A 19,471-nucleotide genomic window follows, 5' to 3' on the forward strand; every position below is an offset into this window, starting at 1 on the left:
TCCCCGCCGGGTGGCGCGCGCTGGGATGCGCCGTACGAGGGTCGTGAGCTGACGCCCCGCCAGCTGATGCCGACCCCTCAGCCGGGCAGCAGCCGCTGGAACAGACCCCAGGTGAACTCGGCGACGTACGGCTCCCCGCTGCCCGGGTCGGTGAGGGCCAGCGCCCACCGGGTCGGTGCGCTGCCCTCCATCGGCCGCGCCGGGGGGAAGGCCCGGGCCACCTCGTCCACGGTGCACGACCAGGGACGGAGCGAAGGTACGGAGGTGAGCTCGGGGCCCGCCGCCCCCGGCGCCCGGACGAGCCACTCGTTCCACACGGCCCCGCCCGGCGCGGCCATCACCTCGAACCGGAGGTCCGGCCAGAGGGGCACCGGCCAGAGCAGGGCCTCGCACTCCAGGTCGCCCACCCGGCGCTTCAGCGTCAGTTCCGGCTCCCCGAGCACCGAGCGGTAGCGCCTCAGCGAACCCCGCCCCCGGGGCGCCCGGACCATGGCCTGCCAGCGGCGGTTGGCCTCCCGCATGTCGGCGAGCGAGGCGCTCAGCTCCTGCCGTGCCTCCTCGACCAGATCGGGTTGGTGGTCGGCCATCCGGCGGAGCAGGACAAGCTGGAATGCGCGGGGGCCGAAGGGGGTGGGAGCGGTCATGCCGCCCATCCTCGCGCAGGTCAGGCGTATCGGACCGGCCGTCCGCGGAATCCCGGGTTCCTCACAGGATCCTCACCTGGTCCGCTTCCTGAGTCGATCTCCGCACGTCTAACCTGCGGGCGCCATGGATTACTGCGACCCGTGCCGACGGCATCTCAACGGAGCTCTGGCCTGCGCCGGGTGCGGGGCTCCCGCCGAGGCACCGGGCCCCTTCGCGGTGCCCGCGCCGACCCTCGTGGGCCACGCCCCGGACGCGCCGGACGGAGCCGCCGCCACGCCCGCGCCCGCCGCCCGCTCGCGCCGACGTGCGCGGGGCAGCCACCGCGGACGCGGCCGTACGGCGCTGCTCGCGGTGGGCGGTCTGGTCCTCGCGGCGGGCGCGCTGAGCTTGACGGAGCTGGCGACGGAGCCGGGCCGGGGCGACATCGCCGCCGACTTCGTCGAGGACGCGCCGCGCGGCCCCGACGAGACGGTGCCGGACTCCGCCTCCGGTGGCGGGGCGCAGGATCCGGGCCCGGTCACCTCCGGCCGGGGCAGGCCCGTGGGTCCGTCGCCGTCGGGCAGCGCTCCGGCGGCCGGCCCGGCGGAGTCCCCGGCGTCCGACGCCACGGCGACGGCCTCGCCCACGGCGTCCTCGAATTCGGGCCCGGACCGGGAACCCGGCGACGCGACCACCACACCCGGCTCGCCCCCGGACGCCTCGGACAGCCCGCCCGCCGACCCGCCGGGCCCGGAGGAGCCGCAGGAGCCGCCGACCGTACCGGCGCCTTCGCCCCCGCCGGGCGACCCGACCGAGGATGCGACGCCCACACCCTCCCCGACACCGTCGCCGACCTGCACCCCGTTCCTCTGGTGGTGCCGGTAGGGGGCCTCCGGAGGGGGCTACGCCTCGCCCAGCATCCGCCGCAGCAGATCCCGCAGGACGGTCCGCTCCGCGTCCGAGAGCTCGGCCAGCGGCTCCCGGGCGAAGTTCAGTGAGTCGCGCAGCTCCCGTGCCGTCCGCCGGCCCGCCTCCGTCGCGGCGGCCAGCTTCACGCGGCGGTCGACCGGGTCCGCCCGGCGTTCGACCAGGCCGCGGGTCTCCAGGCGGTCGACGATGCCGGTCACGTTCGACGGCTCGCACTTCAGCTTGACGGCGATCCTCCGCATCGGGGTCGGCTCCAGCGCGAGCAGGCCGAGGACCCGCGCCTGTGCCCCGGTGAGGGAGTGCTCGGCGGCGGCCCGGTCGTACTCCTCGTGGTAGCGCGCCACGACGGTGCCGATGAGCTCGACGACCTCAAGGGTCAGGGGGTCTGTGCGGGTGGCCATGGAGTCCAGCGTACCGATTTACTTGACAATATGAAATATTTAGGTGCACGGTTGTTTCATGTCATGAAGCTTTCCCCAAGGCTTCCCCCGTAGGACATTGAGGAGAACCCGAGCCCATGTCTGCAGCACTTCCCACGTCCAGCCGCGAATGGCACCTCGTCGCCCGCCCCCACGGCTGGCCCAAGGCCGAGGACTTCGCGCTGCGTGAGACCGAGGTGGCCGCTCCGGCCGAAGGCCGCATCCTCGTCCGCAACAAGTTCTTCTCCGTCGACCCGTACATGCGGGGCCGGATGAACGACGTGAAGTCGTACACCCCGCCCTTCAAGCTCGACCACCCCATGGACGGTGGCGCGGTCGGCGAGGTCATCGCCTCGAACGCCGAGGGCTTCGCCGTCGGCGACCACGTACTGCACGGCCTCGGCTGGCGCGAGATCGCCGACGTGCCCGCGAAGCACGCGGTGAAGGTCGACCCCGACCTCGCCCCGCTTTCTGCCTACCTCGGCGTGCTCGGCATGACCGGACTCACCGCCTACGCGGGCCTGTTCGACGTCGCCTCCTTCAAGGAGGGCGACGCGGTCTTCGTCTCCGGCGCCGCCGGTGCCGTGGGCAGCCAGGTCGGCCAGCTGGCCAGGCTCAAGGGCGCCTCCCGGGTCATCGGCTCCGCGGGCTCCGACGAGAAGGTCAAGCTCCTCACCGAGGAGTACGGCTTCGACGCCGCGTTCAACTACAAGAACGGGCCGGTCCGCGACCAGCTCAAGGAAGCCGCCCCGGACGGCATCGACGTCTACTTCGACAACGTCGGCGGCGACCACCTCGAAGCCGCCATCGGCGCGCTCAACGTGCACGGCCGCGCCACCATCTGCGGCATGATCGCGCAGTACAACGCGACCGAGCCGACCCCCGGCCCGCGCAACATGGCGCTGATCATCGGCAAGCGGCTGCGCCTGCAGGGCATGCTCGTCGGCGACCACGCCGACCTCCAGCCGAAGTTCGTCGAGGAGGTCGCCGGCTGGCTGGCCTCCGGCGAGCTGAAGTACCGCGAGACCACGGTCGAGGGCATCGAGAACGGCTATGACGCGTTCGTCGGCCTCCTGCGCGGCGAGAACACCGGAAAGATGATCGTTTCCCTCGCCTGAGCCACGCATGACCCACGCACGGCCGGGGAGTGGTACCCACTAGGCTCATTCCCAGGCCGTCGCGATCGTGGGCGCGAGTCGCGGCGCACCAACAGGAGGAATCCTCACATCATGACCATCCAGAAGATAGACGTCGCCTACACCGCTGTCGCCACCGCCGAGAACGGCCGTGACGGCCGCGTCTCCTCGGACGACGGCCAGCTGGACGTCGTCGTCAACCCGCCGAAGGCGCTGGGCGGCAGCGGCGCGGGCACCAACCCGGAGCAGCTCTTCGCGGCGGGCTACGGCGCCTGCTTCCAGGGTGCGCTGGGCGTCGTCGCCCGCCAGGAGAAGGCCGACATCTCCGGCTCCACGGTCACCGCCTCGGTCTCCATCGGCAAGACCGAGGCCGGCGGCTTCGGCCTGGAGGTCGCCATCAGCGCGATCATCCCCAACGTCGACGCCGCCACCGCCCAGGCGCTCATCGAGAAGGCCCACCAGGTCTGCCCGTACTCGAACGCGACCCGCGGCAACATCAAGGTCGAGCTCTCGGTCGCCTGACCCGACAGCAGCACCTTCACGCGAGGACCGCACCCCGCCCAGGGGTGCGGTCCTCGCCGCCTTCCGCACGCCAGTACGCTGACGCCATGAACGATCTCGGGGCAGGCTTCGGCTACTTGATGAAGGGGCAGCGCTGGGTCATCGGGCACGGCCGGTGGTTCGGCTTCGGGCTCCTGCCCGGACTCATCACCCTCGTCGTGTACGCCGGCGCCCTCGTCGGACTCGGCCACGGCGCCGACGACCTCGTCGGCTGGGCCACCCCGTTCGCCGACGACTGGTCCTCGCCCTGGATCGGCCTGCTCCGCACCACGCTGACCGCGCTCGTCTTCGTCTTCGGCCTCTTCCTCGCGGTCATCACCTTCACCGCGGTCACCCTCCTGGTCGGCCAGCCGTTCTACGAGTCGCTCTCCGAGGAGGTCGAACGCGGCGAGGGCGGCGAGGTCCACGAGTCCGGGCTGCCGCTCTGGCGCGAACTGTGGATCTCCGCCCGGGACTCCGTACGCATCCTGCTGCGCGTCGCCCTCTTCGGGATCGCCCTCTTCGCCTGCGGCTTCATCCCGGTCGTCGGCCAGACCGTCGTCCCGGCGATCGGCATCTGCGTCTCCGGCTACTTCCTGGCCGAAGAGCTGACCGCCGTGGCCCTCCAGCGCCGGGGGCTGGCCCTGAAGAAGCGGCTCGGCCTGCTGCGCACCCGCCGGCTGCTGGTGCTCGGCTTCGGCGTCCCGCTCGCCCTCTCGTTCCTGGTCCCGTTCGTCGCGGTGTTCCTGATGCCGGGAGCGGTCGCCGGGGCCACCCTCCTCGCCCGCGACCTGGTCGACCCGGCGGGCAGCGGTGACACGGCCGCCCCGAAGGAGTGGGCCGCGTGACCGAGCTGCTGGCGGTCGCCGCCATCACCGTCCTCGCCGTCATCAGCCCGGGCGCCGACTTCGCCATGGTCGTCCGCAACAGCTGTCTGTACGGGCGCACCACCGGCGTCCTCGCGGCGGCCGGGGTCGCGGTGGGCGTCCTGGTCCACGTCACGTACACGATGCTCGGCGTCGGGCTGCTGATCGCCTCCTCCACCGCCCTGTTCACCGCGGTGAAGCTCGCCGGTGCGGCCTACCTGATCTACATCGGCGTACGCACCTTCCTGGCCCGCGCCGACCTCGACGTCGACCTGAGCGACCGGCCCGGGCTCACCCGCTTCGGGGCGCTGCGCGGCGGCTTCCTGACCAACGCGCTCAACCCGAAGACGACCCTGTTCGTCGTCGCGACCTTCACCCAGGTCGTCGGCCCGGAGACCGCCCTGTGGCAGCAGGCCGGCTACGGACTCCTCATGTCGGCGGCGCACCTCGGCTGGTTCGCGCTGGTCGCGCTCTTCTTCTCGCACTCCCGGCTGCGCGGCGCGATGCTCCGTCGCCAGAAGGCGCTGAACCGGTCCATCGGCTCGGTCCTGGTCGGCCTCGGCGTCACCCTGGGCCTGGCGCGCTGAGGGCAGCTTCACTGGAGGGGCCTCAAGCTCTACGAGGGGTCCCCGGCCCCTTTCAGCAGTCCCAGGAAGTCCCTGAACGGGAGGCCGTCGACACGGCCCTCGCCGCCCTCGGCCTCGACGACAAGGCGCGTCTCCTGGCCGGGCAGGATCTGTGGTCGCTGCCCGCCCTGCCCGCGATCGGCCTGCGCTCCCTGGTGATGTCGGACGGCCCGATCGGCGTCCGGGGCGTCCGCTGGACCGCCGCCGACCCCTCGATCGCCCTGCCCTCGCCCACCGCCCTCGCCGCCACCTGGGACCCGGAGCTGGCCCGCCGCGCCGGGCGGCTGCTCGCCCAGGAGGCCCGCCGCAAGGGCGTCCACGTGCTGCTCGCGCCCACGGTCAACCTGCACCGCACCCCGCTCGGCGGCCGCCACTTCGAGGCGTACAGCGAGGACCCGTACCTCACCGGAGAGCGTGGAGGTCACCGTCCCCGTCGAGCGGCGCGCGTACGAGGTCCGGGACGAGGAGGCGTACGGCTGGAGGACGGTCCCCGGCACGTACACGGTCGAGGCCGCCCGCTCCCTGGCGGACATCCGCGCCACCACCACCGTGGAGATCACGGGGGATCAGTCGAAGTAGGACTCCAGCGTGCCGCGCCGCCGCACGTCGAGCGTCGCGCAGTGGAAGGAGCCGCCGAACGGCGCGTAGTGCATCAGGTCGCACGGGATCGGCTCGAAGCCCCACCGCTCGAGCGCGCGCAGCATGCCGGTGTGGTGGCGTTCCGCGACGACCCGTTTCTCGTCGACCATGAGGACGTTCATACTGAGCCAGCTGCCGCACATCGAGGTCGTCCGGAGCACGAGGTCCTTGACGGGCTCCGGCTCGGGGGCGACGAGGATGTCCCAGGAGTCCAGGACGGCGGGCAGCCGGTCGACGTCGATGTAGTCGGGGTTGACCAGTGCCTTGCCGGGCGCCAGCACGAGGAACGTCGTGTCGATGTGCATGGGCGTCCGGCAGCGGCTCTCGATCTCGTGGATGCGGTAACCGGGCCCGAGGTGGCGGCGCAGCCACTCGATGCCCATGGCGTTGGTGACGTTGGAGCGCGTCACGAACAGATCGCGCCCGGCCCGTACGAAGTCGGCCGCATCGAACACCGGCTCGAACTCGGTGAGGATGTACCGCATGGGCTCATCGGCCCCGGGGGCACGGAAATCCTTCTCGAACAGCTCGTCCGTCAGCTGCGGCTTCGGCGCGGCGGTCCAGCGGGCCCCGCGCCGGAAGTAGTCCTTCAGGATCCGGCGGTAGGAGTGCGTCTCGAAGTACCGGCACGGCCACGCCATCGGGGTCTCGATGATCTCGTCGCCGATCACCAGCATGCTGTCGCGCGGGCAGGTGTTGCAGAACCCCCGCGAGGACCAGTCGGGAGTGGCGAACCGCCGCCGGTGGTCGACCGCGTCCGGACGGGTGACGGTGACGCCGAGCGAGTGGAGCAGCGAGACGAACCCGTCCAGCTCCTGCTGCGCGGGCTCGATCAGCCGGCGCGGGTACCTGCGACCGGCCGCGAGTCCCTGGAAGCGGGCCGCCCACGGCGGGACGTTGCAGGAGACCACCGGGTGGCCGGAAGGAATGGTCGCGTCGTCGAGCCGCCCGACGATGATCTCCTCCAGCGGGTCCCACTCGTTGTGGGAGCTGACCGGTGAAGCGAGTGGGGCGGCATCCTCGACGGCCGGAGCACCGGGCCTCCGCTCCACTGTCGTCATGATCAACCACCCTCGGTCGCGGACCGGCACATCACGCCACCCATGGTGAACGGGGAGAGCGGGTTCGCGCCACCCGTAGGGAGCGGCCCGGGGCCTACGCGGGGGGCTCGGCCGCCGTGATGGTGCGGTAGGCGATCTCCGCCAGCCTGGCCTGGCCGTCGCGGCTGGGGTGGAACCAGTCCCACGGGCTCAGCTGCGCCCCGGTGAAGCGGAAACCGAAGACCGCCCCGCCGTCGTACCGGCAGTGCCGGTCCTTCGCGCAGACGTCCCGCAGCACCCCGTTGTACGCCACCACCCGGTCCCGCACCGCGTCCCGCCGCGCCACGGCCGCGGGCCCCAGGTCGTCCGCGTCCGCGAGCATCGACTGGCAGATGCCGAGGCTCCAGATCTTCCTGCCGGACTCGTTGAGCCGCCCGGTCGACCAGAGCCGCTTCAGGTCCGGCAGGCTGGAGACGTACACCTGCGCCTCGGGCGCCCCGGCCCGCAGTTGCCGCATCGACGCCTCGAACGACGCCCGGAAGTCCGCCACCGGCGTCATCAGCCGCACCGAGTCCCGGCAGGCGTCGTTCGCGCCCATCATCACCGTGACCAGCTCCGGCCGCTCCTTCGCCGCCAGCGCCATCTGCTCCGGCAGCTGGGCCATCCGGGCCCCCGACACCGCGTGGTTCCAGCTGCGGTCCGCGGCCTTCGTCGCGCCGAGCAGCCGTACGGCGAGACTCCGCACCAGGCTGTCGCTCCCGGTCGCCCAGGACACCTCGGGGCAGTCCGCCAGCACCGAGCAGGCGTCGAAGCCCCGGGTGATGGAGTCCCCGACCGCGGCGACGGACCCCGGACTCGGGTTCCAGCCGGAGCCGGAGGCGGGGGACGGCGAGGCTGAGGGCGAGGAGGAAGCGACCCTGGGCGCGTTCTGTGACACGCCGTCGCCCGAACCCTCACCACTGCATCCGGCCAGCGCGGCGACACCGACGAACGAGAGCGCCGCCAGCGCGGTCCCGACGGTACGCATTCGAGGGCGTGTCGCACGCTCCGTCATTCGCCGTTCCCCTCCGGTCGATCCCTGGTCTATGCCTCTGGTCATGCCCCCGGCAAGCCCATGATCCCCAGGTCGAGGGCGTGCGCGCCCTGCCGGGTGAAAGCCGGCGAATCAGGGGCCCCGGACCGACGGTACGTCACACGGACGGCCCCGGCGCACGGTAGCTTTTCCCCGTCGAACCAGTGGCACCGCTCCCGGCCTCGTCACGGCGGGTGGCTCCGGTACATTACGGCACGTCACACACTGTCCCTTTTCAGGAGATTAACTCCCGATGCTGTTTACTGATGACAACCTCGGGAGCCGGCCGGAAAGAGGCGGTGCGGGCGCGAGGCCGCTGGGGAAGGCGTACCTCGTCCCACACGGGAGGTTCCGGTGACGACACGTGGAGTCCTGTACGTTCACTCCGCACCGCGCGCGCTGTGCCCACATGTCGAATGGGCAGTGGCGGGCGTCCTCGGTGTACGGGTCCAGCTGGACTGGATCAGACAGCCGGCCGCGCCCGGCACCTGGCGGTCCGAATTCTCCTGGAAGGGCCGGGCCGGCACCGCGTCGCAGCTCGCCTCCGCCCTGCGCGGCTGGGACATGCTGCGCTTCGAGGTGACCGCCGAGCCGTGCCCCACCGCCGAGGGCGAGCGCTACAGCTCCACCCCCGGCCTCGGCATCTTCCACGCCGTCACCGGCATGCACGGTGACATCCTGATCCCCGAGGACCGCCTGCGCGCGGCCCTGGCCCGCTCGACGCGCGGCGAGAGCGACCTGGAGGTGGAGATCGCCTCCCTCCTGGGCAAGCCGTGGGACGACGAGCTGGAATCCTTCCGCCACGCGGGCGAGGGCGCCCCGGTCCGCTGGCTGCACCAGGTCGTGTGACCCCGGGGTTCTGCCCCGGACCCCGCTCCTCGATCGCCGGAGGGGCTTGATCACGCGGAAGCCCGCCTCCCGACAACCGGGAAGCGGGCTTCACCCGTAAGAGGCGGGGTCACACGGACCGGAACGCCAGCACCACGTTGTGCCCACCGAACCCGAACGAGTTGTTGATCGCCGCGATCGGCCCCTCGGGCAGCACCCGAGGCTCACCCCGCACGATGTCCGCGTCGATCGCCTCGTCCAGCTCGTCGACGTTGATGGTCGGCGGAGCGATCCGGTGGTGCAGCGCGAGCACGGTGGCCACCGTCTCGATACCGCCCGCGCCACCCAGCAGGTGCCCCGTCATCGACTTCGTCGCCGAGATCGCGACATGGTCCAGGTCGTCGCCCAGCACCTTCCGCAGGGCCTTGATCTCCGCGATGTCACCCTGCGGCGTCGACGTGGCGTGCGCGTTGAGGTGGACCACCTCGGACGGCTTGAGGTCGCTGGAGTCCAGCAGGTTCTGCATGGCGGCGGCGATGCCCCGACCGGTCGGCTCGGGCTGCGCGATGTGGTGGGCGTCGGCCGACAGGCCCTGGCCCAGCACCTCGCAGTAGACCTTGGCGCCCCGCTTGGCGGCGTGCTCGGCCGACTCCAGGACGACGACGCCGGCGCCCTCACCGAGGACGAATCCGTCACGGCCGGTGTCGTACGGGCGCGAGGCCTTCTCCGGCTCGTCGTTGCTCTTGGACATCGCCATCATGTTGGCGAACGCCGCGATCGGCAGCGGGTGGATCGCCGCCTCCGTGCCGCCGGCGACGACCACGTCGGCCCGGCCGGTGCGGATCATCTCGACGGCGTACCCGATGGCCTCGGCGCCTGACGCGCAGGCGGAGACCGGCGTGTGGACACCGGCCTGGGCGTTGACCTCCAGGCCGACGTTGGCCGCCGGGCCGTTGGGCATGAGCATGGGGACGGTGTGCGGGGAGACGCGGCGTACGCCCTTCTCCTTCAGCACGTCGTACTGGTCGAGCAGGGTGATCACGCCGCCGATGCCGGAGGCGATGACCGAGCCCAGCCGCTCGGGGGCGATGTTCTCGTCCTCGCCGGCCTTGGCGGTGAAGCCGGCGTCCGCCCAGGCCTCGCGGGCCGCGATCAGCGCGAACTGCGCCGAGCGGTCCAGCTTGCGGGCGAGCGGGCGGGGCAGTACGTCGTTCGGATCGACAGCCGCGAGGGCGGCGATCCGGACGGGCAGTTCGGCGAAGCGCTCGCCTTCGAGAGGCTTGACGCCGGACCGGCCGGCCATCAGACCTTCCCAGGTCGATGCGGAGTCGCCACCCAGCGGAGTGGTTGCGCCGATACCGGTGACGACCACGGTGCGATTGGTCGAGTTCACTGGAAAATCTTCTCCACGTGTAGAGGGTCGTGAATCAGCGGCGCCACCGCCGGGTGGCGACACAGCCGGGCTGGAATCAGCCCTGGTGCTTCAGGATGTAGTCGGCAGCGTCGCCGACCGTCTTGAGGTTCTTGACGTCCTCGTCGGGGATCTTGACGTCGAAGCGCTCCTCGGCGGCGACGACGACCTCGACCATGGACAGCGAGTCGACGTCCAGGTCGTCGGTGAAGGACTTGTCCAGCTGGACGTCCTCGACCGGGATCCCGGCGATCTCGTTGACGATCTCGGCGAGACCGGTGACGATCTCTTCCTGCGTGGCGGCCATCTTGGCGCTCCTTCGGTGGGTTTCTTCAGGGTTCGTGCGTACGGACCAAAAGGTCCGGTGTGCCTAGGGGAGGGTAACGACCGTCGCGGCGTAGACGAGACCCGCCCCGAAGCCGATGACGAGCGCGGTGTCGCCGCTCTTCGCCTGACCGGTCGCCAGGAGCCGCTCCATCGCGAGCGGAATCGAGGCGGCGGACGTGTTGCCGGTGGACTCGATGTCACGGGCGACCGTGACGTGTTCCGGCAGCTTGAGGGTCTTCACCATCGAGTCGATGATCCGCATGTTGGCCTGGTGCGGGATGAAGACGTCCAGGTCCTCCGGGGAGATCCCGGCCGCTTCCAGCGCCTGCTGGGCGACCTTGGCCATCTCGTAGACCGCCCAGCGGAAGACCGCCTGGCCCTCCTGCGTGATGGCCGGGAACTTGATCTCGCCCTTGGAGTCGAGCGGCAGGTTGGAGACGTCGCCGATGTGCAGCTCGTTCCAGGACACCGTCTGCTTGATGGTCTCGGACTTGTCGCCCTCGGAGCCCCACACGGTCGGGCCGATGGCCGGCACCTGGGAGGGGCCGACGACGACCGCGCCCGCGCCGTCACCGAACAGGAAGGCCGTCGCGCGGTCCTCCAGGTCGGTCAGGTCGCTGAGCCGCTCCACGCCGATCACGAGCACGTGCTCCGCCGAACCCTCGACGATCATGCCCTTGGCGAGGGTCAGGCCGTAGCCGAAGCCCGCGCAGCCGGCCGAGATGTCGAAGGCGGCGGGCCTGCCCGCGCCGATCTTGTGGGCGATCTCTGTGGCGACGGCCGGGGTCTGCTTGAAGTGCGAGACGGTCGAGACGATGACCGCGCCGATCTGCTCGGGCGTGATGCCGGCGGCGGCGATGGCCTTGCCGGACGCCTCGATCGACATCATGGCCACGGTCTCCTCCTCGGAGGCCCAGTGGCGGGTGACGATGCCGGAGCGCGAGCGGATCCACTCGTCGGAGGAGTCGATCGTTTCGAGGATCACCTCGTTCGGCACGACCCGGGTCGGGCGGTAGCCGCCGACCCCGAGGATGCGCGCGTACGGGGCGCCCTTGCTGGGCTTGATCTTCGACATGCTCTCGGGCTCCTTAGGTGCCTGCGTGCTCGGAGATGAGCGCGCGGGCGGCGTCGAGGTCGTCGGGGGTCTTGAGCGCGAGCGTCTTCACACCGGGCAGCGCCCGCTTGGCGAGACCGGTGAGGGTGCCACCGGGGCTCAGCTCGACCAGCGCGGTGACGCCGAGCTTCTGGAAGGTCTCCATGCACAGGTCCCAGCGGACCGGGTTCGCGACCTGGCCGACCAGCCGGGCGATGACCTCGGTGCCGGTGGCGACCGTATGGCCGTCGGCGTTGGACACGTACCGCACGGTCGGATCGGTGACCGTGAGGTCACCGACGGCCGCGCGCAGCTTCTCCACGGCCGGGGCCATGTGGTGCGTGTGGAACGCGCCGGCCACCTTCAGTGCGACGACCCGGCGTACGCCCTCGGGCTTGTCGGCCTCCAGGGCGGCGATCTGGGCCGCGGTGCCGGCTGCGACGATCTGGCCGCCCCCGTTGACGTTGGCGGAGGTCAGGCCGAGCTTCTCCAGGTGCGGGACCGTCACGGCGGGGTCGCCGCCGAGGAGGGCCGCCATACCGGTCTCGGTGACCGCGGCGGCCTCGGCCATGCCGAGCCCCCGGGTCCGGACGAAGCGGAGTGCCGCCTCGTCGTCGATGACACCGGCGATCGCGGCGGCGGTGATCTCACCGACGCTGTGACCCGCGACGACGTCGGGGGAGGGCGCGTCCAGGGCCGCGGCCGAGAGCAGGCCGGCGGCGACCAGGAGCGGCTGGGCGACGGCCGTGTCGCGGATGTCGTCCGCGTCGGCCTGTGTGCCGTAGTGGGCAAGGTCGAGCCCGATGGCGTCGGACCAGGCCGCGATGCGGTCGGCGGCACCGGGGAGGTCGAGCCAGGGAGTCAGGAAGCCGGGCGTCTGAGCGCCTTGGCCGGGAGCGACGAGTACGAGCACCCTCACACTCTCTCTTGTGGACGGCTCGGTACGCCCGTGGGGACAGGGACGAAGAACCGTCAGGGGAATTGTTGAAGTCCGACAAAAGTCTAGGACTGAGGATCCGCCGCGGCCAAGCGCCCCAGGATGAGAGCGATTCGGAGGGTGAACGCGGAGCGCACATCGGAGGGTGACCACCCGGTGACGTCGGTCACACGTCGTAGCCGGTAGCGCACGGTGTTGGGGTGGACGAAAAGCATCCGCGCGGCCCCCTCAAGACTGCTCGCCTGCTCCAGATAGACACTCAGCGTTTCCAGCAGCGCCGAACCGGCTTCCTCCAGCGGTCTGTAGATCTCCTCCACCAACTGGTCGCGCGCGGCAGGGTCCCCGGCCATCGCGCGCTCGGGGAGGAGATCGTCCGCCAGCACCGGGCGCGGCGCGTCCTGCCATGCCAGGCAGGCCTTCAGCCCGGCCGCCGCGGCCTGCGCGGACCGGGTGGCCGCCAGCAGGTCCGGCACGACGGGCCCGGCGACGACCGGCCCGGCCGCGTACGGCCCGATCAGGCCCTTGGCGACCTGGAGCGGATTGTCGCTGCCGCCCGCGATGACGACGAGCCGGTTGCCGAGGACCCCGGTGAGGACCTGGAGCTTCGCGTGCCGGGCGGCCCGCCGGATCGCCTCGACGGTCAGCTCGCTGTCCCCGTCGGGGGCGGTGCCGAGGATGACGCAGACGTGCTCGGGCGAGTTCCAGCCGAGCGCGGCGGCCCGGGAGACGGCCCCCTCGTCCGCCTCCCCGGAGAGCACCGCGTTCACCACCAGCGACTCCAGTCGGGCGTCCCACGCCCCCCGGGCCTCGGCGGCCTGGGCGTAGACCTGGGCGGTGGCGAAGGCGATCTCCCGCGCGTAGACGAGCAGCGCCTCCCGCAGCACGGACTCGTCGCCCGGCGCGGCCACCTCCTCGATCGCGGCCTCCATGACCTCGATCGTGGTCCGCACCATCTCGACGGTCTGCCGCAGCGTGATCGCCCGGGTCAGCTCGCGCGGGGCGGTGCCGAACACATCGGTCGAGATGGCCTGCGGGGTCTCGGGATGCCGGAACCACTCGGTGAACGCCGCGATACCGGCCTGGGCGACCAGGCCGATCCAGGACCGGTTCTCCGGGGGCATCGCCCGGTACCACGGCAGCGATTCGTCCATGCGGGCGATCGCGTTCGCGGCCAGCCGGCCGGAGGACTGCTCCAGCCGTTTCAGGGTCGCGGCATGCAGGTGGGCGTCGTGGGCGGCGGAATGCTCAGGATCGGGTCGGGACACGAGGACAAGACTGCCTCATCGGGCCGGTGGATCGGTGGGGCGGGGCGAGGGTCTCGCCTACTGGTCGGTACGGGGCGTCCGGCCCGGTCGGTACGGGAGCGTCCGGCCGCTGCGTACGGCAGCAGCCGGAGGGCCGCCCGCCGGGCTACCGTGGCCGGGTGATTTCCGTACACCGGTCCGAGGACCGCTACCGGGGCGGCGAGCCGGACGCCGGTATCGAGACCCGGCACGCCCTGTCCTTCGGCCCCTTCTACGACCCCGACAACCTCCGCTTCGGCCCGATCCTGGCCTGCAACGAGGAACACCTCGCAGCGGGCGCGGGATTCGACGAGCACCCGCACAGCCATACGGAGATCGTCACCTGGGTGGTGGAGGGCGAGCTGACCCACCGCGACTCGGCCGGCCACTCCACCGTCGTACGGGCCGGGGACGTCGCCCACCTGAGCGCCGCCGCCGGAGTCCGCCACGTCGAACGCAACGACGGCGAGGGGCCGTTGACCTTCCTCCAGATGTGGCTGGCCCCCCTGGAGTCCGGCGGCGAACCCGCGTACACGGTCGTCCCCGGCATCGCCGACTCCACCCCGTACGCCCTGCCGCAGGCCGGCGCGATGCTGCACGTGCGCCGCCTGACGGAGGGCGAGCGCACGGCGCTGCCGGACGCGGTGCGCCTGTACGTGCACGTGGTACGTGGACGGGTCGAGGTGGGCGGGGAGGAGCTGGGCCCGGGGGACGCGGCCCGGATCACGGACGCGGAGGGGCTGGAGGCTGCTCCGGTGGCGGAGGCGGCGGAGCTGCTGGTGTGGGAGCTGCGCTGACGGGCTTCGGTGCAAGCCCGTGCGCGGTGGTCGGCGGTGGCACGGTCAGCGACCTGCGGGGGCAGCAGCGGGCAGTATGTCCCTGTGACCGTCACCCTTGTCGAGATACACGTGCCGATGCTGCCGACGCCGGACCTGGCGGACGGCTCCTACCCGTACCCCTGGATCGACCAGGTCGAGGACTTCCTGGTCGATCTCGAGGACCAGGGCGATATGGAAGTCCATGACGAGGGCGAGCAACATGAGGACGCCTACGTCTTCTTCGTCACCGGAGCCGCCGACGAGGAACTCTTGGCGGTGGCTTCCCGTGTGGCCACGCTGCCCGGGGTTCCCGCAGGCGCGTTCGCGGTCGTCAGCGATGATGAGGCCGAGGACTTCGGGCGGGGGCGACGGGTGGCGCTTCCGCTGTCCGGAGTGTGAGGGGGGCGAACCGTGAAGCTGTCCGATGTGCTGATCATCATCGGCGTCCTGGGCATGGCCGCGGCGCTGGCCGCCCTGCTCGGGGACGGCTGGTCGAGTCAGGCCCTGCTTCCGTTCGCCGGCGGAGCGGTTGCCGTGTTCGTCGGGGAGAGGATCAAGGACCGGCGGAAGCGGCGCCGCGGGGGAACGACTCGCCGGCCCACGCAACCTTGAGGGGGAGGGTTTGGCCGTGACCAGGAAACGGGCAGTCGTCGAGTCGCCCGCCTACGTCGTGCTGCTGGCCATCTCCGGTCTGTGGACAGCGGCGAGTTCGGGGTATCCGGTCTACCTCAGAGTGCTCGGAGGCGCGTTCGGAGCGTTCTGTGCGGTGGCTCTGGCCGTCGATGTCGTCAAAGAGCGGCGGCGGAAGCGGGCGGCTGCCGATCTCTGAAAGCAACAGCGGCGGTGCGGGGTGACTCGCCTCCGTACCACCGCTGTTGCTCGGTGAACGCGCCTCAGCGCAGCCCGTCCACGAACGCCCGCCAGGCGGGGGCGCCGATGGTGATGGCGGGGCCGGTGGGGTTCTTGCTGTCCCGGACGGGGACGGAGTCGCAGGGGGCGGCGGCCATCTCGACGCAGTCACCGCCGGTGCTGCCGCTGTAGGAGGACTTCTGCCAGGCGGCGCCGCCGGTCACGGTTCAAGGCCTCCGCGAACTCGCGGGTGGGGACCTTCTTCGTCGTCTACGAGAGGGGAAGCGCTCGGGTCGAGCGTCTGGAAGTTGGCCACAGCGCGGACCTCCGGGGGCGACGCCTCGCGGCGTTCGGTTCACGGCGTAGCCGAGCGTAGCCACGTGATCGCAGGCTGGGAGCGTGAGCCGTGTATCCATCCCCCGAATTGATCCAGGGGAGCCCGTCTACCGCTCCGACCTCGCCATGGGGGAGCACTCCGCCAGCCATCTGCGCCGCATCCTGCGGCTCTACCTCACCAACTGGGACCTGCTCGAAGTCGCCCCGGCGGCGGAACTCGCGCTCACCGAGCTGATCGCCAACGTGGTGCGGCACGTGCCCGGGCGCCGCTGCCAGACCTTCATCTTCCGGCTGCCGACCGGGGACGGCGTACGCGTGGAGGTCGCGGACAGCAGCCCGGCGATCCCGCTCGCGATCAGGCGCGACGAACTCGACGACGGCGGGCGGGGGCTGATTCTGGTCAACGCCGTGACCGACGACTGGGGCGTGGTGAAGTGGTGGGACGGCACCGGGAAGAGCGTGTGGTTCGAGTGTGTCGACCGGAGGAAGGCGACGGGCGACCGCGCCCGGTTCAGCCCGCGAGCTCCGACAGGACCACGTCCGTGAACGGGGTCCAGGCCTCCGCCGCCCACGGCCCGAAGTCCCGGTCGGTCAGCGCCACGCAGGCGGCCCCGGCCACCGGGTCGATCCACAGGAACGTGCCCGACTGGCCGAAGTGGCCGAAGGTCGCGGGGGAGGACGAGGTGCCCGTCCAGTGCGGGGACTTGGAGTCGCGGATCTCGAAGCCGAGGCCCCAGTCGTTCGGGCTCTGGTGACCGTAGCCCGGCAGGACGCCCTTGAGGCCCGGGTGGACGACGCTCTGGGCCTCCAGGACCGTACGGGGGTCGAGGAGGCGCGGGGCCTGGACCTCGGCGGCGAAGCGGACCAGGTCGTCCACCGTGGAGACGCCGTCGCGGGCGGGGGAGCCGCCCAGGGTCGTGGACGTCATGCCCAGCGGCTCCAGGACGGCCTGGCGCAGGTACTCCGCGAACGGGATGCCGGACGCCTTCGCGATGTGGTCGCCCAGCACCTCGAAGCCCGCGTTGGAGTAGAGGCGGCGATTGCCGGGCGGGGCCGTCACCCGGTGCTCGTCGAAGGCGAGGCCGCTGGTGTGGGCCAGGAGGTGGCGGACCGTGGAGCCCTCGGGCCCGGCCGGCTCGTCCAGCTCCACGGCTCCCTCCTCGTACGCCACCAGTGCCGCGTAGGCCGCCAGCGGCTTGGTGACCGAGGCGAGGGGGAAGCGGTGGGCGGTCGGGCCGTGCGTACCGAGGACGGTGCCGTCCGCCCGTACGACGGCGGCCGCCGCGGTCGGGACGGGCCAGGTGTCGATGATCCGCAAGCTCTCCATGGGACCCGAGCCTAACGTTCGCGGAAGCGGCCCCGTCACCGCGTCCGAAAGGTGACGAAGTCACCAACTCCCGTCCCCGCGGCCGACTACTGTGCGGAGGCGAAGCGCTGCGCACCGCAGCCGTACGAGGAGGATTCCGTGTCCACTGTGTCATCGGCCTACGGCCCCCAGCACGCTCCCGTCGGCGATGTGGGCGCGGCGCTGATGCTGATCGACTCCCGGCTCCGGAGCATCCACGCGGGCAACGCGGAGACCGACGCCGAACAGCAGGCGATGATGGCGCAGTTCACCGAGTCGCTGGGTCCCGACGGGGCCGAGGACCTCCTGGACGGCGTGTGCACGCTGATCTACATGTTCATGACGTGGCTGCGGAACGCCCACGAGGACCACGACAAGGACGTCATCGAGTACGTGGTCCCGACCCTGGTCGCCTCGATGCGCATGATGCCCAAAAGCATCCGCCCCGAGGCCGTGCCCACGATGGCGGGCCTGGTCGTCGCCGCGGGCACCGGCCTGAGCCCCAGCCTCTGGCGCAAGCAGTACGGGGACTGGACGGAGGCGGAGATGACGCCACTGGAGGCCACCGCCTTCCTGCTCGCGGAGCACATCAACCGCATCGCCGACGACCCCGACTTCGCCACCCGGGTGATCACCGACGCGCTGTCCAGGGCGGAAGACGAACTCTGACGTCCGGCTCCCGCCGGCTTGCTTCGAGTGCACTCCAAGGATTTAGCGTGGAGGGCATGACGGTGATCGACGGAACTTCCCGGAGCACCCCCGCGACCGGCGCACCACCACAGCCGCAGCCCTCCTCGGGGATGAACGCCTGTACCGCTCTCCCCAAGCCGCACCCCCGGCCCGAGGGCAAGGACAGCTACACGATCAGCGAGGTCGTCGCCTTCACCGGGCTCACCGCGCACACCCTGCGCTGGTACGAACGGATCGGGCTCATGCCCCACGTCGACCGCTCGCACACCGGCCAGCGCCGCTTCTCCAACCGCGACCTGGACTGGCTGGTCTTCGTCGGCAAGCTGCGGCTGACCGGCATGCCCGTCGCCGACATGGTGCGGTACGCGGAGCTGCTGCGCGAGGGCGAGTCCACCTTCGAGGCGCGCCAGGAACTGCTGGAGTCGACCCGCCGCGATGTGATCACGCGGATCGCGGAGCTCCACGACACCCTCGCCGTCCTCGACCACAAGATCGAGTTCTACGCGGGCGCCCGCCAGGCGCCGGAGAGGCACAGGGCCTGATGACCGACAACGACAGGAACACGATCGCCACCGTCGAGCTGGGCGGCGAGGGCGGCCCGACGGTCGGCGTCCAAGGGCTGGGCTGCATGGGCATGAGCGAGTTCTACGGCGCAACCGACGAGCTCTCCGCCCGGGACACCCTCGACGCCGCGCTGGAGGCGGGCGTCACGCTCTTCGACACCGCCGACGTCTACGGGCGCGGGGGCAACGAGGAGTTCCTCACCCCCTTCGTCGGCGCCCACCGCGACGAGATCACGCTCGCCACCAAGTTCGCGCTGGTGCGCTCCGACGACCCCGGCTACCGGGGCGTGAGCAACGACCCCGCCTACATCCGGACCGCCGTCGAGGCGAGCCTCCGCCGGCTGAACACCGACGTCATCGACCTCTACTACATGCACCGCCACGACCCGGCCGTCCCCTTCGTCGAATCAGTCGGCGCGATGGCGGAGCTGATCCAGCAGGGCAAGGTCAAGCAGATCGGGCTGAGCGAGGTGACCGGTCCCGAGCTGCGCGAGGCGCACGCTGTGCACCCGATCGCCGCCCTCCAGTCGGAGTGGTCCCTCTTCAGCCGGGACGTCGAGAAGAGCGCGCTCGGCGCGGCGGTGGAGCTCGGCGTCACGCTCGTGCCGTACGCGCCGCTCGGTCGTGGCTTCCTCACCGGCTCCTTCACCGACGCGGGCAAGGATTTGGGCGAAAGCGACTTCCGCAAGCACCAGCCCCGCTTCACCGGCGACAACGCCCGTGCCAACGCGGCCCTGTTGGAGCCGGTCAAGAAGATCGCCGCCGCTCGCGGGGTCACGGCCGCGCAGGTGGCGCTCGCCTGGGTGCAGCAGCGGGCGCAGGTGCACGGCCTGCCGGTGGTCCCGATCCCCGGCACCCGCAAGCGCAGCCGCCTCCTGGAGAACGTCGCGGCGACCCGGCTGACGCTGACGCCGGAGGAGCTGGCCCTGCTGGAGCCGATCGCGGGTCAGGTGGCGGGGGACCGCTACCCGGACATGAGCCTCACCTCGGCGGCGCGGGAGTAGGTGTGGCAGGAGGCCGGGGGCCGGCCTGCGATGATCGCCTGGTTCATGAAGTTCATCAGGACCAAGAGCCCGGGTCCCCCTCACGCGGGCCGACCCCC

Annotated in this window: 26 protein-coding genes and 1 pseudogene; 16 read left to right on the forward strand and 11 right to left on the reverse strand. The window is 71.5% G+C overall.

The window, feature by feature from the left end; all coding sequences use genetic code 11:
- Nucleotides 1–77: 77 nt before the first annotated feature.
- Nucleotides 78–644, reverse strand: a complete 567-nt coding sequence (locus tag AMK21_RS02920) for a hypothetical protein (protein ID WP_199863090.1) — start codon at nt 642–644, stop codon at nt 78–80.
- A gap of 124 nt (nt 645–768) precedes the next feature.
- Between AMK21_RS02920 and AMK21_RS02925 the strand changes: the two genes are divergently transcribed.
- On the forward strand, nt 769–1,509 hold the full coding sequence (locus tag AMK21_RS02925) for an SCO2400 family protein (protein WP_073873810.1): 741 nt from the start codon (nt 769–771) through the stop codon (nt 1,507–1,509).
- Between the two features lie 17 nt (nt 1,510–1,526).
- Here AMK21_RS02925 and AMK21_RS02930 read toward each other — a convergent pair whose 3' ends face one another.
- On the reverse strand, nt 1,527–1,952 hold the full coding sequence (locus AMK21_RS02930; protein WP_073873812.1) for a MarR family winged helix-turn-helix transcriptional regulator: 426 nt from the start codon (nt 1,950–1,952) through the stop codon (nt 1,527–1,529).
- Nucleotides 1,953–2,068: 116 nt separating this feature from the next.
- Here AMK21_RS02930 and AMK21_RS02935 point away from each other — a divergent pair, with 116 nt between their 5' ends.
- The 6 genes and pseudogenes from AMK21_RS02935 to AMK21_RS35695 all read left to right on the forward strand — a co-directional run bounded on the left by AMK21_RS02935 (nt 2,069) and on the right by AMK21_RS35695 (nt 5,717).
- Nucleotides 2,069–3,088, forward strand: coding sequence for an NADP-dependent oxidoreductase (locus AMK21_RS02935; RefSeq protein ID WP_073873815.1), 1,020 nt, complete (start codon nt 2,069–2,071; stop codon nt 3,086–3,088).
- A 111-nt stretch (nt 3,089–3,199) separates the two neighbouring features.
- Nucleotides 3,200–3,628, forward strand: a complete 429-nt coding sequence (locus tag AMK21_RS02940; RefSeq protein WP_073873817.1) for an organic hydroperoxide resistance protein — start codon at nt 3,200–3,202, stop codon at nt 3,626–3,628.
- Between the two features lie 86 nt (nt 3,629–3,714).
- Nucleotides 3,715–4,494 carry an EI24 domain-containing protein gene (locus tag AMK21_RS02945; protein WP_073873819.1) on the forward strand — a complete coding sequence of 260 codons (780 nt, stop codon included), beginning with the start codon at nt 3,715–3,717 and terminating at the stop codon, nt 4,492–4,494.
- Nucleotides 4,491–5,099 carry a LysE family transporter gene (locus AMK21_RS02950; RefSeq protein ID WP_073873821.1) on the forward strand — a complete coding sequence of 203 codons (609 nt, stop codon included), beginning with the start codon at nt 4,491–4,493 and terminating at the stop codon, nt 5,097–5,099. Before AMK21_RS02945 ends, AMK21_RS02950 begins: the two co-directional genes overlap by 4 nt.
- An 11-nt stretch (nt 5,100–5,110) precedes the next feature.
- Nucleotides 5,111–5,611 (forward strand): annotated as a pseudogene (locus tag AMK21_RS02955) (glycoside hydrolase family 3 N-terminal domain-containing protein); the annotation flags it as partial.
- Nucleotides 5,553–5,717 carry a hypothetical protein gene (locus AMK21_RS35695; RefSeq protein WP_234421812.1) on the forward strand — a complete coding sequence of 55 codons (165 nt, stop codon included), beginning with the start codon at nt 5,553–5,555 and terminating at the stop codon, nt 5,715–5,717. The pseudogene AMK21_RS02955 and the gene AMK21_RS35695, both read left to right, overlap by 59 nt.
- Here the strand turns inward: AMK21_RS35695 and AMK21_RS02960 are convergent.
- Both AMK21_RS02960 and AMK21_RS02965 read right to left on the reverse strand, forming a co-directional pair.
- A complete protein-coding gene (locus AMK21_RS02960) occupies nt 5,705–6,838 on the reverse strand; it encodes an amidinotransferase (protein WP_073873823.1) in 1,134 nt (377 codons plus the stop codon). The two genes, AMK21_RS35695 and AMK21_RS02960, sit on opposite strands and share 13 nt — an antisense overlap.
- 94 nt (nt 6,839–6,932) lie before the next feature.
- Entirely contained in the window at nt 6,933–7,844 is a 912-nt protein-coding gene (locus AMK21_RS02965) for an SGNH/GDSL hydrolase family protein (RefSeq protein WP_199863091.1), read from the reverse strand.
- Nucleotides 7,845–8,243: 399 nt separating this feature from the next.
- On the opposite strand from AMK21_RS02965, the gene AMK21_RS02970 reads away from it, so the two are divergent.
- Nucleotides 8,244–8,738 (forward strand): DUF3145 domain-containing protein, encoded by a 495-nt coding sequence (locus tag AMK21_RS02970; protein WP_073873827.1) that lies wholly within the window; start codon nt 8,244–8,246, stop codon nt 8,736–8,738.
- 109 nt (nt 8,739–8,847) lie between these two features.
- Here the strand turns inward: AMK21_RS02970 and fabF are convergent, their stop codons facing one another.
- The 5 genes from fabF to AMK21_RS02995 all read right to left on the reverse strand — a co-directional run bounded on the left by fabF (nt 8,848) and on the right by AMK21_RS02995 (nt 13,750).
- Complete coding sequence (gene fabF, locus AMK21_RS02975) at nt 8,848–10,110, reverse strand: beta-ketoacyl-ACP synthase II (RefSeq protein ID WP_073873829.1); 1,263 nt, start codon at nt 10,108–10,110, stop codon at nt 8,848–8,850.
- Between the two features lie 76 nt (nt 10,111–10,186).
- On the reverse strand, nt 10,187–10,435 hold the full coding sequence (locus tag AMK21_RS02980; RefSeq protein ID WP_014045780.1) for an acyl carrier protein: 249 nt from the start codon (nt 10,433–10,435) through the stop codon (nt 10,187–10,189).
- A gap of 63 nt (nt 10,436–10,498) precedes the next feature.
- Entirely contained in the window at nt 10,499–11,530 is a 1,032-nt protein-coding gene (locus tag AMK21_RS02985) for a ketoacyl-ACP synthase III (RefSeq protein WP_073873831.1), read from the reverse strand.
- A gap of 13 nt (nt 11,531–11,543) precedes the next feature.
- Entirely contained in the window at nt 11,544–12,461 is a 918-nt protein-coding gene (locus AMK21_RS02990) for an ACP S-malonyltransferase (RefSeq protein WP_073873833.1), read from the reverse strand.
- A gap of 89 nt (nt 12,462–12,550) precedes the next feature.
- On the reverse strand, nt 12,551–13,750 hold the full coding sequence (locus tag AMK21_RS02995; protein ID WP_073873835.1) for a PucR family transcriptional regulator: 1,200 nt from the start codon (nt 13,748–13,750) through the stop codon (nt 12,551–12,553).
- 158 nt (nt 13,751–13,908) lie between these two features.
- On the opposite strand from AMK21_RS02995, the gene AMK21_RS03000 reads away from it, so the two are divergent.
- The 4 genes from AMK21_RS03000 to AMK21_RS03015 all read left to right on the forward strand — a co-directional run bounded on the left by AMK21_RS03000 (nt 13,909) and on the right by AMK21_RS03015 (nt 15,415).
- Entirely contained in the window at nt 13,909–14,565 is a 657-nt protein-coding gene (locus AMK21_RS03000; RefSeq protein WP_073873837.1) for a pirin family protein, read from the forward strand.
- Between the two features lie 84 nt (nt 14,566–14,649).
- Nucleotides 14,650–14,985, forward strand: coding sequence for a hypothetical protein (locus AMK21_RS03005; protein WP_079181051.1), 336 nt, complete (start codon nt 14,650–14,652; stop codon nt 14,983–14,985).
- 12 nt (nt 14,986–14,997) lie between these two features.
- On the forward strand, nt 14,998–15,198 hold the full coding sequence (locus AMK21_RS03010; protein ID WP_073873839.1) for a hypothetical protein: 201 nt from the start codon (nt 14,998–15,000) through the stop codon (nt 15,196–15,198).
- A 16-nt stretch (nt 15,199–15,214) separates the two neighbouring features.
- The gene (locus AMK21_RS03015) at nt 15,215–15,415 is read left to right on the forward strand and encodes a hypothetical protein (RefSeq protein ID WP_073873841.1); all 201 of its coding nucleotides are present in this window, start codon (nt 15,215–15,217) and stop codon (nt 15,413–15,415) included.
- Nucleotides 15,416–15,479: 64 nt separating this feature from the next.
- On the opposite strand, the gene AMK21_RS03020 is transcribed toward AMK21_RS03015, so the two are convergent.
- Nucleotides 15,480–15,659: a DUF397 domain-containing protein gene (locus tag AMK21_RS03020; RefSeq protein WP_073873843.1), complete on the reverse strand. Its 180-nt coding sequence runs from the start codon at nt 15,657–15,659 to the stop codon at nt 15,480–15,482.
- A gap of 175 nt (nt 15,660–15,834) precedes the next feature.
- On the opposite strand from AMK21_RS03020, the gene AMK21_RS03025 reads away from it, so the two are divergent.
- Nucleotides 15,835–16,317, forward strand: coding sequence for an ATP-binding protein (locus tag AMK21_RS03025; RefSeq protein ID WP_234421813.1), 483 nt, complete (start codon nt 15,835–15,837; stop codon nt 16,315–16,317).
- Here the strand turns inward: AMK21_RS03025 and AMK21_RS03030 are convergent.
- Complete coding sequence (locus AMK21_RS03030; protein WP_073873847.1) at nt 16,283–17,098, reverse strand: serine hydrolase domain-containing protein; 816 nt, start codon at nt 17,096–17,098, stop codon at nt 16,283–16,285. The genes AMK21_RS03025 and AMK21_RS03030 overlap by 35 nt on opposite strands.
- 147 nt (nt 17,099–17,245) lie before the next feature.
- On the opposite strand from AMK21_RS03030, the gene AMK21_RS03035 reads away from it, so the two are divergent.
- From AMK21_RS03035 to AMK21_RS03045, 3 genes are read left to right on the forward strand one after another with little or no spacing between them, the layout of a single operon-like run.
- Nucleotides 17,246–17,785 carry a hypothetical protein gene (locus AMK21_RS03035; protein ID WP_073873849.1) on the forward strand — a complete coding sequence of 180 codons (540 nt, stop codon included), beginning with the start codon at nt 17,246–17,248 and terminating at the stop codon, nt 17,783–17,785.
- Between the two features lie 56 nt (nt 17,786–17,841).
- Nucleotides 17,842–18,348 carry a MerR family transcriptional regulator gene (locus tag AMK21_RS03040; protein WP_073874248.1) on the forward strand — a complete coding sequence of 169 codons (507 nt, stop codon included), beginning with the start codon at nt 17,842–17,844 and terminating at the stop codon, nt 18,346–18,348.
- The gene (locus AMK21_RS03045) at nt 18,348–19,373 is read left to right on the forward strand and encodes an aldo/keto reductase (RefSeq protein WP_073873851.1); all 1,026 of its coding nucleotides are present in this window, start codon (nt 18,348–18,350) and stop codon (nt 19,371–19,373) included. The genes AMK21_RS03040 and AMK21_RS03045 overlap by 1 nt, the downstream gene beginning before the upstream one ends.
- Nucleotides 19,374–19,471 lie beyond the last annotated feature (98 nt).

It is taken from the genome of Streptomyces sp. CB00316 (genome assembly GCF_001905595.1).
Taxonomy (GTDB): Bacteria; Actinomycetota; Actinomycetes; order Streptomycetales; family Streptomycetaceae; genus Streptomyces.

Bases quoted from the DNA above. Each gene is read 5' to 3' on its own strand.
- AMK21_RS02925 (WP_073873810.1), top strand. From the start codon at position 769: ATGGATTACTGCGACCCGTGCCGACGGCATCTCAACGGAGCTCTGGCC.
- AMK21_RS02980 (WP_014045780.1), bottom strand. From the start codon at position 10,435: ATGGCCGCCACGCAGGAAGAGATCGTCACCGGTCTCGCCGAGATCGTC.
- AMK21_RS02965 (WP_199863091.1), bottom strand. From the start codon at position 7,844: ATGCGTACCGTCGGGACCGCGCTGGCGGCGCTCTCGTTCGTCGGTGTC.
- AMK21_RS02940 (WP_073873817.1), top strand. From the start codon at position 3,200: ATGACCATCCAGAAGATAGACGTCGCCTACACCGCTGTCGCCACCGCC.
- AMK21_RS03030 (WP_073873847.1), bottom strand. From the start codon at position 17,098: ATGGAGAGCTTGCGGATCATCGACACCTGGCCCGTCCCGACCGCGGCG.
- AMK21_RS02930 (WP_073873812.1), bottom strand. From the start codon at position 1,952: ATGGCCACCCGCACAGACCCCCTGACCCTTGAGGTCGTCGAGCTCATC.
- AMK21_RS02935 (WP_073873815.1), top strand. From the start codon at position 2,069: ATGTCTGCAGCACTTCCCACGTCCAGCCGCGAATGGCACCTCGTCGCC.
- AMK21_RS02985 (WP_073873831.1), bottom strand. From the start codon at position 11,530: ATGTCGAAGATCAAGCCCAGCAAGGGCGCCCCGTACGCGCGCATCCTC.
- AMK21_RS03040 (WP_073874248.1), top strand. From the start codon at position 17,842: ATGACGGTGATCGACGGAACTTCCCGGAGCACCCCCGCGACCGGCGCA.
- AMK21_RS02960 (WP_073873823.1), bottom strand. From the start codon at position 6,838: ATGACGACAGTGGAGCGGAGGCCCGGTGCTCCGGCCGTCGAGGATGCC.
- AMK21_RS03045 (WP_073873851.1), top strand. From the start codon at position 18,348: ATGACCGACAACGACAGGAACACGATCGCCACCGTCGAGCTGGGCGGC.
- AMK21_RS02920 (WP_199863090.1), bottom strand. From the start codon at position 644: ATGACCGCTCCCACCCCCTTCGGCCCCCGCGCATTCCAGCTTGTCCTG.
- AMK21_RS02945 (WP_073873819.1), top strand. From the start codon at position 3,715: ATGAACGATCTCGGGGCAGGCTTCGGCTACTTGATGAAGGGGCAGCGC.